The organism is Phaeobacter sp. NW0010-22 (assembly GCF_040365955.1).
GTDB lineage: Bacteria > Pseudomonadota > Alphaproteobacteria > Rhodobacterales > Rhodobacteraceae > OMPR01.
Genome location: NZ_BAABWT010000005.1, coordinates 286,712 through 300,817 on the forward strand (window position 1 = coordinate 286,712; position 14,106 = coordinate 300,817).

A 14,106-nucleotide genomic window follows, 5' to 3' on the forward strand; every position below is an offset into this window, starting at 1 on the left:
AAATCAATCTACTCCGCCCAATGCACAGTCATACTGTCTAATACAGATGTAATCGGCGCTTCTTCCGGGGGCAAGGTCAGCGCGTGCTCAAATGCATCACGTTTTTCTGTCCCAAAAACAACAAGATGTTTAGAAAGCGCTCCGTTTAGAACAGGTGCAGACATGGATATACGATCTTCTGGTTGTGAGTTCGGTTGTGCCAAAACCAATACCGGAGCGTTTGCAGACAAGGCCGCCTGCAAATTATCCATCCCCGGAAACAGAGACGCCGTATGCATATCGGCCCCCATACCTAGTAACAGCACGGACAAAGGCAATTCGCGTTCCAATATCACTGCAGGAGCCTCAGGCTGTTCATCAAACGGATCATACAATGGCAAAAACGTAGCCTCTGCCGCTTTACCAACGAACAACCGATCCATAATCATGCGCCCATTCGACCGCTCATCCGTGACAGGGACACACCGTTCATCTGTTGGAAGAACATGCACCCGATTCCAATCAAGCAGTGCCGCGCACAGGTTGTCAAAAATGGCCCCTGGTGTGGTTCCCCCGGGAACAGCTAGCGACACCGTTTCGTGATGCAGCAATGCCCCCTTCAAATCACCGGCAATTTGATTGGCCACATCAATGGCCAACATATCGCGATCCGAATATTCCAGAAAATTCATGGATTAATCCCCTGCCACTTGCGTCCGTCTCGTTTCATCAAAAGCTCAGCATCCCCCGGGCCGGTACTTCCACTGTCATAGGGTTTCGGAACGTCCCCCCTAGCCTGCCACCCCGCAATAATTGGGTCTGTCCACCCCCAGGCAGCCTCTACCTCGTCACCGCGCATAAACAACGTCTGATTACCGCGGATCACATCCACGATGAGCCGCTCGTAGGCATCTGGCGGATCTTCGCCTTCAGCCCCCAGCGCTTCAGCGAAGCTCATATCCAGTGGTACATCCAACAATCGCATGCCCCCCGGTCCCGGCTCTTTGATCGTCACCTTAAGCGTAATTCCCTCGTTAGGCTGCAACCGAATGGACAAAACATTAGCATGGCGTCCTGCTTCTTGGCCAAAAATTGCATGGGGTGCGTCTTTGAACATGACATTGATAACCGAAGATCGCGCTACCAAACGTTTGCCAGTACGCAGGTAGAAAGGCGTGTTGGCCCAACGCCAGTTGCTAATGTGAGCCTTAAGCGCAATATAGCTTTCCGTAGTCGAGCGCGGATCCTCGACAGCTTCGCGATAACTGGGGTGCGCATCTTCGTCACCCGGAGCGGCGTTATATTGCCCGCGAACGATATGGTGTGGTTGGACCGGATCCAGCGCCCTGATTACTTTTAGTTTCTCATCTCGGACGGCATCTGGATCAAACTTGGCGGGCGGCTCCATCGCTATCAAACACAATAGCTGCATCAGATGGTTCTGCATCATATCACGCATCGCACCGGCGCGATCATAATATCCACCGCGCCCACCAACGCCGACGCTTTCAGCGACCGTAATTTGAATGTGGTCGACGTACTGACTATTCCAGAGCGGTTCGAACAGCATGTTCCCGAACCGGATTGCCATCAAATTCTGAACCGTTTCTTTGCCTAGATAGTGATCAATCCGGTAAATTTGGCTTTCATCAAAATTGTCCGCCAATATCGCGTTCAGAGCGCGCGCGCTGGTCAGATCGTGTCCGAAGGGTTTTTCCACGACGATCCGAGACGTTTGCGTCGAAAGACCATAGCTGTTGATGCGCTCTGCAAGGGGTGCAAACAGGCTTGGCCCGACAGAAAAATAGAATGCACGAACACGGTTGCCCTGAATTCGTTCAACCAGTGTTTCCCAACCGTCTTTGCCCGTCGCATCTATAGCAACATAATCAATGATTGCTAGAAACCCGGCGAGCGTTCCCTCTTCGCAGGCGCGATTGGGAACGAACTCATTCAAGGCTTCGGTCACGAACCCCCGATATGTCGCCGTATCCAATGCACTCCGCGCCGCAGCAATGATTTGCGTATCAGGTGACATCTGCCCAGCACAAAACCGCCTGAACAATGCAGGCAGGATTTTGCGGCGTGCCAAATCCCCGGTGCCACCAAAAATCACCAGATCAAAGGGGTCGACTGGAATAAGTCGCGATACCATTCTGTGTCCTTTGTAGATTATCAAACGAGAGCATTCTGACTATCGCAGCCTTTGACCACGACTACATCACAACTCCGTCAAACCTTTTGTGACGACTTTAACTTCTCCCCCAGAATAGGCTAGATCAAACCGGAATTACCAAGCCGGATTGCGTCAATGAAAGATCTGAACCCATCAACAGCCAACGTCGGGAAGTTCCATGACCGTTTTGTGACTGCAGATGGGCAGACCCGAGCCTCGGTCGCATTGTCTCATCCTGAAACCCTTTGGTTCAACACAGGAACCCTGTGTAACATCGAATGCCTCAATTGTTATATTAACAGCAGTCCCACAAATGATGCGCTTGTATATATCACTGCTGATGAGGTCCGTACCTTTCTAGACCAGCTAAAAGACCGTAAATGGCCAGTGCGCGAAATCGCTTTTACGGGCGGTGAACCGTTCATGAATCCGCAAATGATCGCCATGGCGCGTGCGTCGATTGAACGTGGGCATGAGGTTTTGATCTTAACCAACGCGATGCGTCCGATGATGCGCAAATCTATGCGCGAAGGGTTGCTTGGGTTGAAAGCTGATTTCGGCGAAAAGCTTACACTGCGCATCTCCGTTGATCATTTTCGCGCTGATCTGCACGATGAAGAACGCGGCGTGGGAAGTTTTGAAAAGACGCTGCAAGGTATGATCTGGCTGCGTGACAATGGAATCAAGATGGCTGTTGCTGGCCGCACACTCTGGACTGATAGCGAAGCCGATAGCCGTGCTGGGTACGCACATTTCTATGAACAACACGGTTTTGATATCGACGCACATAATCCGGGACAAACTGTTTTGTTCCCCGAAATGGATGAATCCATCGAGGTGCCTGAAATCACAACGGCCTGCTGGGGGATCCTTAACAAATCCCCAGAGGCAATTATGTGTGCCAGTTCCCGAATGGTCGTGAAACGCAAAGGCGCAGAAACGCTAGCTGTTCTGGCCTGCACGCTTCTGCCTTACTCCCCTGAGTTTGAGCTGGGGAGCACGTTGGAAGAGGCTGAACAAGATGTTCAGTTGAACCACCCCCATTGTGCAAAATTCTGCGTTTTAGGTGGCGCGAGCTGTTCCGCCTGACAACTAATGCACTTTGAATTCACCAACCATGTTTTGCCATTCGCCTGGCCCAATCATCTTGCGGTGGGTAAAGCGGACCGAATGTAGCGGTCCGTCGATCTCTCGCTGCCAGTATTCGATGAAATCGAACAGCTTACGATGATCCGGTGCCAGATCGTAATCCTGCCAGACAAACGTATTCAGCACATGGATGTAATCGGGCATGTGGTAGAAAAATTCAGCCGTGGTTAAACCATAGCCTTTGAGCATCAGTTCTGTTTCGTTCTGCTCCATTATTGACCTCCAGTTTCTGGTTCGGTCTCTTTAGAGTATCATAAGATTGGTTAATGATGCACAAAAACAAAGTGTTACTGATTTTTGAATGGTAAATGACACCAGATCAACCTGCTGGCTTGCACCCCATATGCCCAGTCTGATATGGTACATCCACAATATATAGACCCTGCACAAAGAACGGGCTGCATACGTGAGCGATACGCCAGAAACCCCTGAAAACATGGATGAAACCCCACCGGCACGCCCCGCGTACGATGGGCCAACCGTTTCCATCGAATCTGAGATGCGCACATCGTATCTCGATTATGCGATGTCGGTTATCGTCTCTCGTGCCATTCCAGACCTGCGTGATGGCCTAAAACCGGTTCATCGACGCATTCTTTATGCGATGCACGAAACCAACAACACACACGAAAAGTCTTATCGTAAATCAGCGCGTCCAGTTGGTGATGTGATGGGTAAATATCACCCACACGGCGACAGCGCTATTTATGACGCTTTGGTTCGCATGGCTCAAGATTTCTCGATGTCCTTGCCGCTTTTGGATGGCCAAGGAAACTTTGGTTCGATGGACGGGGATAACCCGGCGGCCATGCGTTACACCGAAGTTCGGATGGATAAACCTGCCGCCTTCTTGTTGTCCGATATCGACAAAGAAACTGTCGATTTCCAAGACAACTATGATGGTAAGGACCGTGAGCCAACGGTTCTGCCGGCCCGTTTCCCAAATATGCTTGTGAATGGCGCGGGTGGTATTGCCGTTGGTATGGCCACCAACATCCCCCCGCACAACTTGGGCGAAGTGATCAATGCCACATTGGCTCTGATTGATGAACCGGATCTGACCAGCGAACAATTGATCGATTATGTCCCTGGTCCAGATTTCCCGACCGGCGGTATTATGTTGGGCCGCACAGGCGCGCGCAAAGCCTATCTTGAAGGACGCGGTAGCGTTGTTATCCGGGCCAAAACCCGCGTCGAAGAAATTCGTCGTGATCGTTATGCAATCATCGTAGATGAGATCCCTTACCAGGTGAACAAAGCATCGATGATCGAAAAGATCGCCGAAGCAGTGCGCGAAAAGCGGATCGAAGGCGTGGCGCATGTACAGGATGAATCAGACCGCAATGGTGTACGTGTTGTTGTCGAATTGAAACGCGATGCAACGCCCGAAGTTGTTCTGAATCAACTGTTCCGTTTCTCACCCATGCAGACCTATTTTGGCTGTAACATGCTTGCCTTGAACGGTGGCCGTCCCGAGCAATTGACACTACGGCGTTTCCTGACTTCGTTTATCGATTTCCGTGAAGATGTTGTTGCCCGTCGGACTGCGTATCTGTTGCGCAAGGCTCGGGAACGCAGCCACATATTGTGTGGCTTGGCCGTCGCTGTAACGAACATCGACGAAATAGTTGCGACCATCCGCCAGTCGGCCGATGCCGCAGAAGCCCGTGAAAAGCTAATGACCCGTCGTTGGCCCGCGCAACCGATCCTTGAATACATCGCGCTGATTGACGATCCAACCCATACAGCAAACGACGATGGCACCTATAACCTGTCCGAAACACAGGCCCGTGCCATTTTGGAACTCCGTCTACAGCGTTTGACACAGATCGGGGTCAAAGAAGTCACCGACGAATTGGAAGAACTCGCAGGTAAGATCAAGGAATACCTCGAAATTCTTGGCTCACGTGAGCGTATCATGGGGATCATCGGCGATGAATTGCGCGAAGTGCGCGATCAGTTTGCCGTGCCGCGTCGGACTGAAATCGTCGACTGGTCCGGAGATATGGACGACGAAGATCTGATCGAACGCGAAGACATGGTCGTGACCGTCACATCCGGCGGCTATATCAAACGGACCCCTCTGGCCGATTTCCGGGCGCAAAAGCGCGGCGGCAAGGGTGTTTCGGGTATGCAGACCAAAGAAGAAGACGTGATTACCACGCTCTTTGTTGCAAACACCCATACGCAACTGTTGTTCTTCACAACGGACGGCATGGTATACAAACTCAAGACGTGGCGCCTGCCCCAAGGGGGGCGCACTGCCAAAGGCAAAGCCATCGTCAACATTCTACCTATCCCGCCAGGCGTTTCGATTGCAGCAATCATGCCTGTAGACGTGCCAGAAGATGAGTGGGAAAATCTGCAGATCATCTTTGCCACCAGCGCCGGGGATGTTCGCCGTAACGCATTGAGTGATTTTACCAATGTGAAACGGAACGGCAAAATTGCGATGGAATTGTCGGACGAGGTCGAGCTCGTCAATGCGCGTATCTGCTCTGAAGACGACGATGTCATGCTGGTAACCAACTCTGGGCGTGCGATCCGTTTTCAAACCACAGATGTGCGCGTCTTCAAGGGACGTAAATCCACAGGCGTGCGTGGAATTAGACTGTCGAGCCCTGATCGCGTTGTTTCGATGTCAGTCATTCGCCATTTCGAAGCCACCTCAGATGAACGCGTCGCCTATCTGAAGATGCGCCGTGCAGTTGCGGGTCTGGCTGACGATGCGGAAATGCCTGACGAAGAAGAGGGCAGCACGATGGCGACAATTAGCCAAGAGCGTTATGCCGCTATGTCCGCTGCTGAAAATCTGATCCTTACCATTACTAAAGGTGGGTCCGGTAAGCTCAGCTCGTCACATGATTACCCTGTTCGGGGTCGTGGGGGTATGGGTGTAACGGCCATGGATAAAGCGATGCGCGGCGGAGATCTGATTGCATCTTTCCCTGTTGAGATGGACGACCAAATCATGCTCGCCACCTCAAAGGGGCAGTCTATCCGGGTGCCTGTTGACGGAATTTCCTTCCGATCGCGAAGCGCTGGTGGGGTCCGTGTCTTTAACACGGGCAAAGGTGAAGAAGTTGTCAGTGTCGCCTGGATCGCAGATCAAGGTGACGAAGAAAAGATCGACGAAGAATAAATGATAAAGGGTGCCTACTATGGCACCCTTTTTTTTGAAACCTCGGCGTTTTAGGTCCGTCAACCTGACATGCGCTCAAGTTTACGCTTCTCTAAATCGCACCGACTTTCAGATCAAATTTAATATATTTCAGCTACTTACACGCATACGTGAAAGTGCTTCTCTGAGTTGCGAGACACTGGTCTTTGCCTTCGCACCTTCATCAGCATCCATATATTTTTCAACTTTCTGAAGGGCTTGAACACACATCGATGGATCCAAAACAGATCCTGTTGCAGAAGACCGCCGCCGGATCGTCAGATACGAAACAGGGACGTCCTCTGCGCCTAGCCTGTATTTGTATTCCGCATCGCCATGACCAAAATCATAACTTGTACATTTGGCACGGATCGATTGGCGAATGGCATAGTGATGAAGCAATGTTCCAACGCCAAGATCCGCACAGTCAGGATCGCGCCCTTCGAGTACACTGTGCAATGTCATGGTGTCCCGATCGACAAGATGGGCCATTGATCCAAGCATCTTTTCACCATCCCAAAGGCTTACAAGAAACAGCATTCCCAGCCGATGGGATCGGTCCAAAAAATCACGATATTTGGCAGTCAAGGCTTTAACTTTGCCTGTGGATTTCTGCCCATCCCATTTCAGGCCCCAAAGTTCTAGCAACTTGTCCCAATCCGTTTCAACTTGTTCGCCTTTGGGAACGGAAAATCGCGGAGCTTCCAAGGCTGCCAGTCTACGCTCGTACCGTTTCAGTTGTTTGCGAGATCGACGCCCTAACCCAGATACAAAGGTTTCATAGTCCGGCGGCAACGCTAATACAGGGCAAACCAATTGGTTTGTTTTTCCTTTGTTGATCCGATAATCGGGCCAAGCGACCGAGAAGTCGTCATTCTTCTCAAACACATCCGCGAATATCCGAGATCGACGTTCGGTAGGTTCGTATCGCAAAGATAACCGGGCCCAAGGATCTTTGGCTAGGTGTTTGCCCAATGCTTCGATGGCCGAGGTTTCGAAGTTTGGTTCACAAACAAACCCCACGTAATCGCTAAGGCCCAATCGGCCCGCCGCAGAATAATAGGTCTGGAGTTCATCTTTCGTCTCGCTCCAATGCAGCGTTCGGGCCACCGGAAAAAAACCAGAATACCCAGTGGGGGCCTCGGAATTCTGAACGGCATACAACCGCCACCCACCTTGGTTTTTCGAAAAAATATCGAATAGCCATTCCCATGACAGGAACACGCCCGAGTCGGGATCGCGTTTTTGAACGCTCTTGTAAGCCTCGCTGAGCGGGAGAAGCTCTTTTAGGTCATCAATAACAATCACCTTAGACAACGGGCTAACCCGCGCTGGTGAAACACCGTCCACACGCTCAAGAATACTCATGCAAAATCCCCGCCACTCATAATACCGGGGGCAAAGATCACAAAAAAATGCGGCACAAATTTGGCCGCATTTCGCAGGTTTCAGGACAATAAGGTCAAATTAGAGCCCGTAAATCTCAGAAAACTTAGCTTCGAGATAATTCAAAAGTGGCAACTCTGACGGAGCCATTCCGCTGGCTTTTTCGATAACTTCACGTGGTGCATAAAGCCCCCCATGGCGTTGTAAATTATCACTTAACCAACTTGTGGCAGCGTTGGTTTCGCCCTTGGACAATTGAGCATCCAAATTCGGAACTGAAGATTTGAGCGCTTCGAACAAGCAACCGGCGTACACATTTCCCAACGAATAGGTTGGGAAATACCCAAACAGGCCAACCGACCAATGCACGTCTTGCAAACACCCGTTTGATGGTTTGTCGACCGCATACCCAAAATCAGCTTCAAACCGATCATTCCATGCGGCTTCCAACTCTGAAACTTGCAAGTCGCCCTGCATCAAAGCCCGCTCAAGATCAAAGCGCAGCATGATATGGAGGTTGTACTGAACTTCGTCAGCTTCGGTTCGTATGTAGCCGTTATTCACCTTATTCACGGCGGCATAAAAACCATCTGCATCTGCGATGCCGAAATCTCCAAAAACCTCAGACATTTCTTCAAAGAGCCACCCGGTAAAGGCCCGCCCACGCCCTAGTTGGTTCTCGTAAATACGGCTTTGGCTTTCATGTACACCCATCGACACACCGCGCCCCAATGGGGTCAGCAAATACTGGTCGTCAATGTTTTGCTCGTAACAACCATGCCCGACCTCGTGGATCGTCGAATAAAAGCAATTGAATGGATCCGTTGGGTTTGTTCGGGTCGTAATACGCACGTCCTGACCACTGCCAGAGCTGAATGGATGAACCGCCTTATCAACCCGACCACGGTTCATGTCATAGCCGAAGGTTTTCGCAAGCTTACGCGTCAGCTTCATCTGCTTGGATTCATCAAAGGTGCCTGTCACCCCTTTGGGCGCTGCTTTTTCAAGAACCCGAGATCTTAGATTCACGAGACGGGGGCGCATCGCCTCAAAGATCGTAGCGATCTCGTCACCCGTGGTGTTTGGTTCGTAATCTTCGATCATCGCATCGTACAGAGTGCCGCCATTTGCAAGCGCCGCACCTTCTTCGCGCTTTAGGGCGACAACCTCTTCCAAAACGGGTAAAAATGCAGCGACATCTTCGTCCGCTCTGGCTTGCGCCCATTTCCCCTGCGCCTCGGACGTGACCCGTGCAAGTGTTTTAGCCAGATCAGCGGGGACTTTGCCCGCACGCTCATAAGCGCGGCGAATTTCTCTCAATTGAGCCGCACCAACTTCGTCTGATGCCTGTGCTGTTTCAAGTAACTCGCCGATACGTGGGTCAGAGCGACGGGCGTGCAAAACCGCCTCGATCGCAGACATTTCCTGCCCGCGTTGCGCGGCAGACCCGCGGGGCATCATGGTTTCCTGATCCCAGCCCAACCGGCCTGAAATCTCGCCCAACGCGGCAGTTTCACGGGCAAAGCCCATCAGTTCATCAAATGCGGTCATACTGCGTGTCCTCGGACAGATGTTGCAATGGGATACAGGCTCAGGAAACGGGCGCGTAAGATTAGCGCCCACAGGATAACGGCCATCAACTGGTGAGTGATAGCAATTTGCCACTGTGCAGAATACAGAACAGTCACAATGCCCAATACAACCTGTAACAGCAACGCACAGAACACAGCATTAAAGGCAAACTGTGTTTGCGTATGTGCACTTGCTCGACCACGCAACCAAACCACGACGCCAAAGGCAAACAACAGATACCCGGCACAGCGATGCACAAACTGGACCAATCCAGCATTTTCAAAGAAGTTGCGCCAAATCGGTTCCAAGACGAATGGATCGGGTGGGATCATCTGCCCAGCCATCAGTGGCCAGTCCGTATATCCGCGCCCGGCATCGATCCCTGCGACCAGCGCCCCCAATAGAATCTGCAAAAAGGCGAAATGCAGCAACCCCGTAGACAGTCCAAAAAGCTTAGCCTCTTTGGCACGACGAGCCTGCATTAGGTCTCGCTCACTGCGGCCCATCATGTAGAAGTACCAGGCTATGAAACCTAGAATGACAAAGGCCAATCCAAGATGCGTTGCCAAGCGATAGCTGGCAACTGCAACCATGCCCTCGCCCTGTGTGACACCAGATGCAACCATCCACCAGCCGATACCGCCCTGCGCGCCCCCCAAAAGGCCCAGCAGGAATAACCGTCCGGTCCAACCCGTAGGGATTTGGCGTGCAATAAGAAATCCAAAGAATCCAAGCGCCCAAACAAGGCCGATCGCGCGGCCAAGTTGACGATGACCCCACTCCCACCAATAAATGGATTTGAAATCAGAAAGCTCCATCCATTGGTTCTGAATCTCCCATTGATCGATTTGTTTGTATTTGTCGAACTCAGCCTGCCACTCAACTTCGCTGGTTGGGGGGACGGCGCCGGTCAATGGTTTCCATTCGGTGATCGACAAGCCGCTGTCGGTCAAACGGGTCAAGCCGCCAACGACAATCATTGCCATGACCAGAACAAATAGCGCCATCAGCCAAACGCGGATACCCCTGCGAGCACCGCCGCGACCGCGGTCAATCATACCAGGTTGTACGGCCTCGAGTTTGCTGGTTTCTGATACGTCTTCAAAGATGCTGCGCTTGCCGCTCATTCCATCCTCTTTCCTTGATTTCACAACAAGCTAGGGCGCACTGACCAGAAGGTCCAGCATCACTCGTCGCCGCGTTCTTTCCAACGGACCATCTGACGCATTACACCGTGCATCATTTGCACATCGGCGCGCGTCAAACGCATACGGCTCCAAAGGTTGCGCAAGTTGACCTTCATACCTTCGGCCTTTTCTGGCGGATAGAAAAAGCCAGCTTGATCCAGACGGTCTTCGTAATGTTCCACCAATTTTTCGACTTCTACGCCGGTGGCCCAATCGCCTTTGCCCAAATCGGTCGCCTCGTGAGTCACCTGAGCCGATTGCCGCATCCACTCGTAAGATGTCAAAAGCACGCATTGTCCCAGATTGAGCGACGCATAAAGCGGGTTCACCGGAACAGAAATGATGGCGTTGGCTTTCGCAATATCTTCGTTTTCCAAACCAGCACGTTCGGGCCCAAACAGGATCGCGACCTTCTCACCCCCTGCTATTTTCTCTGCTGCCAGCTGCATTGCCCGTTCAGGGCTGAACACAGGCTTGGTCAAACCACGCTGACGTGCCGTGGTAGCAAAGGTAAACGTCCGATCCCCTAGCGCTCCTTCGAGATCGTCAAACAACTGCGCCTCATCCAATAAGCGCCCTGCCCCAGATGACATAGCTACGGCTTTGGGATTGGGCCAACCATCGCGTGGTGCCACGATCCGCATACGATCAAGCCCGAAGTTCCACATCGCCCGCGCAGCTGCGCCGACATTCTCACCCATCTGCGGGCGGACAAGGACAATCGCGGGCTGTGGGGTATCGCTGGGCATGGTTTTCTCCGAAAAATCTTGCCTGCTCTAGTCCGACAAAGCGCTTTGAGCAATCCCCTGACCCGGTCTTGGCTATCAAATCCAAAAATCCGAGGCAAAAAAGTTTTCATCCCAGCTCCAATCCGCTACACCGCCCGAAAGTCAACGCAAGGATCCGTCCCATGGATAACCCAGAGCAGCCACAGATCTACCTCATTACACCGCCCAGTTTGGATCTGGCCAGCTTTCCCGACACGCTGGCCCGTGTGTTGGACGGCGCGGACGTGGCATGTCTCCGGTTGGCAATGGCCGGCAGTGACGAAGACCAAATATCTCGAACCGCAGATGCTTTGCGCGAAGTTGCCCATGCCCGTGACATCGCATTGGTCATTTCTGATCATGTCTTGCTGGCGCAACGGTTGGGCCTAGATGGGGTTCACCTGAATGATGCGTCTAAATCGGTGCGCCACGCTCGCAAAGAGCTGGGCTCAGACGCCATTGTTGGCAGTTTCTGCAACAATTCCAGCCACGAAGGTTTGAATGCCGGTGAAGCAGGCGCAGATTACGTAAGCTTTGGTCCAGTGGGCACTTCCAACCTTGGCGACGGATCTATTGCCGATAGTGACTTGTTCCAGTGGTGGTCTGATGTCGTCGAAGTTCCCGTCGTGGCCGAAGGTGGTCTGACAACGGACCTGATTAACACTCTAGCGCCGCGCACGGACTTCTTTGGTTTGGGCGAGGAAATCTGGTCTACAGAAGATCCCTTGGCGACCCTGAAAACGCTTATCACAGCAATGACCTAAATCGCCCCGATCCGTTCAACGAACCAAAAAAGACCAATCATCGCAATCACGACCGAGGCGGGAATCGCAATCCTGCCGCGGTACCAATATTTATTGCGAAACCAGATCCCTACGGTCAGGAATGCAACAGCGATAACCGCGAGTTGCCCCAGTTCAACCCCAACATTAAAGCCGATCAAAGCAGGCAGGAATTGCCCCTGTGGCAGTCCAAACTCGCCTAAGACGCTCGCAAACCCGAGCCCATGCAGCAATCCAAACCCAAAGATGACCACGGGCCGCCAGGGGTGGAGCTTGCGCACAAAGATATTTTCGAGCGCAACAAAGACGATTGATGCAGCTATGAGCGGCTCCACTATGGCTGGATTAATCGAAATCCAACCTGCCGCCCCCATCGCCAGCGTGACGGTATGCGCCAGCGTAAAGGCGGTGATTTGCCAAACTAACGGCCGTAAGCGCGCGCTCAGAAAAAATAGTCCCAAAACAAACAGGATATGATCCAGGCCTTTGGGAATGATATGCGTGAATCCAACTGGAATATAGGATACCAGACTGTCCCACGCGCCAAGGGATGCGCCACCACCCAGCGGGATGTTTGGGCTGGTTTCCCCACCTTGCAAATACCCCGTGTAGGGATCGGTGACATCATGTTGTCGCAAAACCAAGGCGCCTGCCCCTTTGGGCCAAGTCACAGTAAGACTTTGTGCCCCGGTAGGTAGCGGCGCCTCAAGCAAGAGAAACGAAGCGCGCGGCAGATCTACGTTCCCGACAACCGGTATACGCGCGCCCTCATAAGACAAGCTTAGCGGGTTGCCCGCAGTTATGGTGATCTGATCTGCCCAATCAACCGCGTATTCGCGCACTCGTGGACTCAGCTCAGCAGACCCCAAAGCCCGCAGTTCATCATAACGCGCAGATTGATCATCCTCATCGGTGTTTTCCAAACCGTCGAGGTCTATCCCTGCCAAAAAGGCTTCGATGTTCAGTCGAAGTTCGAGTTGGACCAAACCACCTGTCACCCTAAGATCGCCAATAGTCGGCGTAACCTCGTGGGCCGTCGCCATCCCGGTGAAAACCCACAGGCTTGACATAATCGCTACAAGACGCAGCTTGAGCCCTGTCCAATCAAAGGTTCGCCCCATGATACCTCGTCTATTGTTTGCCATAACCATTTGTACGGCCTCGGCTTTGCCTGCACTTTCCCATGAGTTTTGGATCAAACCCCAGAATTATCAAGTCGAAAGCGGGGCACCTCTGTTGATGGATTTGATGAATGGTGAAAAGTTCGAGGGCAGACCTCAGGCTTTTTTCCAAACACGGACGGCCCGGTCAGAGCTTATCCAAAGGGACCAAACCATCCCATACACAGGCAGAATGGGGGATGTGCCGGCCATCCAAACGATCGTACTCAATGAGGGGTTGGCCGTTTATCTACACCAAACACGCCCCGCCACGCTGAAGTACAAAACTTGGGAGAAATTTGCAGATTTTGCGAAGCACAAGGATTTTCCTGATATTCGTGCCCGTCAAAGGGCTCGAGGCTTTCCAGAAAAAGATTTCTTTGAAACCTACACCCGATACACCAAGGCCCTCATCTCCGTTGGGCATGCCGGGGGTCAAGATGCTCCAACCGGAATGGAAACCGAATTCGTCGCATTGTCCAACCCATACTTAGATGATGTTGCCGCTGGATTGCCCGTTCTGCTCTTGTATCAAGGGAACCCAAGACCCGATGCGCAAGTCGAGATTTTTGAGCGAGCGCCAAATGGTCAGGTTGCCATCAGCTTAACCCGCACAGATGAATTGGGTCAGGTGTTAATCCCGGTGATTTCAGGGCATGAATACCTCTTGGATGCCGTCATTTTGCGCCCAGCCCCTGAGGGGCAGCAAGCCGTCTGGGAAAGCCTGTGGGCAGCAATGACGTATCTTGTTCCGTGAGCGTTAACGACCTGCTCTTGCGCCGCCTCAA

At 52.3% G+C, this 14,106-nt stretch carries 12 protein-coding genes; 4 read left to right on the forward strand and 8 right to left on the reverse strand.

The window, feature by feature from the left end; translation table 11 throughout:
* Positions 1-8: 8 nt before the first annotated feature.
* Together pgl and zwf are read right to left on the reverse strand one after the other, a co-directional pair.
* Positions 9-671 carry a 6-phosphogluconolactonase gene (pgl, locus tag ABWV33_RS13160; RefSeq protein WP_353331331.1) on the reverse strand — a complete coding sequence of 221 codons (663 nt, stop codon included), beginning with the start codon at positions 669-671 and terminating at the stop codon, positions 9-11.
* Complete coding sequence (gene zwf / locus ABWV33_RS13165) at positions 668-2,134, reverse strand: glucose-6-phosphate dehydrogenase (protein ID WP_113821593.1); 1,467 nt, start codon at positions 2,132-2,134, stop codon at positions 668-670. The genes pgl and zwf overlap by 4 nt, the downstream gene beginning before the upstream one ends.
* A 156-nt stretch (positions 2,135-2,290) precedes the next feature.
* On the opposite strand from zwf, the gene ABWV33_RS13170 reads away from it, so the two are divergent.
* Positions 2,291-3,244: a radical SAM protein gene (locus ABWV33_RS13170; RefSeq protein ID WP_353331333.1), complete on the forward strand. Its 954-nt coding sequence runs from the start codon at positions 2,291-2,293 to the stop codon at positions 3,242-3,244.
* Positions 3,245-3,247: 3 nt separating this feature from the next.
* Here the strand turns inward: ABWV33_RS13170 and ABWV33_RS13175 are convergent, their stop codons facing one another.
* The gene (locus tag ABWV33_RS13175) at positions 3,248-3,517 is read right to left on the reverse strand and encodes an usg protein (protein ID WP_113821595.1); all 270 of its coding nucleotides are present in this window, start codon (positions 3,515-3,517) and stop codon (positions 3,248-3,250) included.
* Between the two features lie 223 nt (positions 3,518-3,740).
* On the opposite strand from ABWV33_RS13175, the gene gyrA reads away from it, so the two are divergent.
* The gene (gyrA, locus tag ABWV33_RS13180) at positions 3,741-6,446 is read left to right on the forward strand and encodes a DNA gyrase subunit A (protein ID WP_353331507.1); all 2,706 of its coding nucleotides are present in this window, start codon (positions 3,741-3,743) and stop codon (positions 6,444-6,446) included.
* A 129-nt stretch (positions 6,447-6,575) separates the two neighbouring features.
* Here gyrA and ABWV33_RS13185 read toward each other — a convergent pair whose 3' ends face one another.
* The 4 genes from ABWV33_RS13185 to ABWV33_RS13200 all read right to left on the reverse strand — a co-directional run bounded on the left by ABWV33_RS13185 (position 6,576) and on the right by ABWV33_RS13200 (position 11,358).
* A complete protein-coding gene (locus ABWV33_RS13185) occupies positions 6,576-7,832 on the reverse strand; it encodes a GNAT family N-acetyltransferase (protein WP_353331335.1) in 1,257 nt (418 codons plus the stop codon).
* Positions 7,833-7,931: 99 nt separating this feature from the next.
* Positions 7,932-9,401, reverse strand: a complete 1,470-nt coding sequence (locus ABWV33_RS13190; protein WP_353331337.1) for a carboxypeptidase M32 — start codon at positions 9,399-9,401, stop codon at positions 7,932-7,934.
* Positions 9,398-10,549: a heme A synthase gene (ctaA, locus tag ABWV33_RS13195; RefSeq protein ID WP_353331339.1), complete on the reverse strand. Its 1,152-nt coding sequence runs from the start codon at positions 10,547-10,549 to the stop codon at positions 9,398-9,400. The genes ABWV33_RS13190 and ctaA overlap by 4 nt, the downstream gene beginning before the upstream one ends.
* A gap of 59 nt (positions 10,550-10,608) precedes the next feature.
* On the reverse strand, positions 10,609-11,358 hold the full coding sequence (locus ABWV33_RS13200; protein ID WP_353331341.1) for an RNA methyltransferase: 750 nt from the start codon (positions 11,356-11,358) through the stop codon (positions 10,609-10,611).
* Between the two features lie 161 nt (positions 11,359-11,519).
* Between ABWV33_RS13200 and ABWV33_RS13205 the strand changes: the two genes are divergently transcribed.
* On the forward strand, positions 11,520-12,140 hold the full coding sequence (locus ABWV33_RS13205; RefSeq protein WP_121997265.1) for a thiamine phosphate synthase: 621 nt from the start codon (positions 11,520-11,522) through the stop codon (positions 12,138-12,140).
* Here ABWV33_RS13205 and ABWV33_RS13210 read toward each other — a convergent pair.
* The gene (locus ABWV33_RS13210) at positions 12,137-13,279 is read right to left on the reverse strand and encodes a HupE/UreJ family protein (RefSeq protein ID WP_353331343.1); all 1,143 of its coding nucleotides are present in this window, start codon (positions 13,277-13,279) and stop codon (positions 12,137-12,139) included. The two genes, ABWV33_RS13205 and ABWV33_RS13210, sit on opposite strands and share 4 nt — an antisense overlap.
* Between ABWV33_RS13210 and ABWV33_RS13215 the strand changes: the two genes are divergently transcribed.
* Positions 13,278-14,075: a DUF4198 domain-containing protein gene (locus ABWV33_RS13215; protein ID WP_353331345.1), complete on the forward strand. Its 798-nt coding sequence runs from the start codon at positions 13,278-13,280 to the stop codon at positions 14,073-14,075. The genes ABWV33_RS13210 and ABWV33_RS13215 overlap by 2 nt on opposite strands.
* The last annotated feature ends 31 nt before the right edge of the window (positions 14,076-14,106 follow it).

Excerpts from the sequence above, each read along its gene's own strand:
- pgl (WP_353331331.1), bottom strand. The coding sequence starts at position 671 with ATGAATTTTCTGGAATATTCGGATCGCGATATGTTGGCCATTGATGTG.
- zwf (WP_113821593.1), bottom strand. The coding sequence starts at position 2,134 with ATGGTATCGCGACTTATTCCAGTCGACCCCTTTGATCTGGTGATTTTT.
- ABWV33_RS13170 (WP_353331333.1), top strand. The coding sequence starts at position 2,291 with ATGAAAGATCTGAACCCATCAACAGCCAACGTCGGGAAGTTCCATGAC.
- ABWV33_RS13175 (WP_113821595.1), bottom strand. The coding sequence starts at position 3,517 with ATGGAGCAGAACGAAACAGAACTGATGCTCAAAGGCTATGGTTTAACC.
- gyrA (WP_353331507.1), top strand. The coding sequence starts at position 3,741 with ATGGATGAAACCCCACCGGCACGCCCCGCGTACGATGGGCCAACCGTT.
- ABWV33_RS13185 (WP_353331335.1), bottom strand. The coding sequence starts at position 7,832 with ATGAGTATTCTTGAGCGTGTGGACGGTGTTTCACCAGCGCGGGTTAGC.
- ABWV33_RS13190 (WP_353331337.1), bottom strand. The coding sequence starts at position 9,401 with ATGACCGCATTTGATGAACTGATGGGCTTTGCCCGTGAAACTGCCGCG.
- ctaA (WP_353331339.1), bottom strand. The coding sequence starts at position 10,549 with ATGAGCGGCAAGCGCAGCATCTTTGAAGACGTATCAGAAACCAGCAAA.
- ABWV33_RS13200 (WP_353331341.1), bottom strand. The coding sequence starts at position 11,358 with ATGCCCAGCGATACCCCACAGCCCGCGATTGTCCTTGTCCGCCCGCAG.
- ABWV33_RS13205 (WP_121997265.1), top strand. The coding sequence starts at position 11,520 with ATGGATAACCCAGAGCAGCCACAGATCTACCTCATTACACCGCCCAGT.
- ABWV33_RS13215 (WP_353331345.1), top strand. The coding sequence starts at position 13,278 with ATGATACCTCGTCTATTGTTTGCCATAACCATTTGTACGGCCTCGGCT.
- ABWV33_RS13210 (WP_353331343.1), bottom strand. The coding sequence starts at position 13,279 with ATGGGGCGAACCTTTGATTGGACAGGGCTCAAGCTGCGTCTTGTAGCG.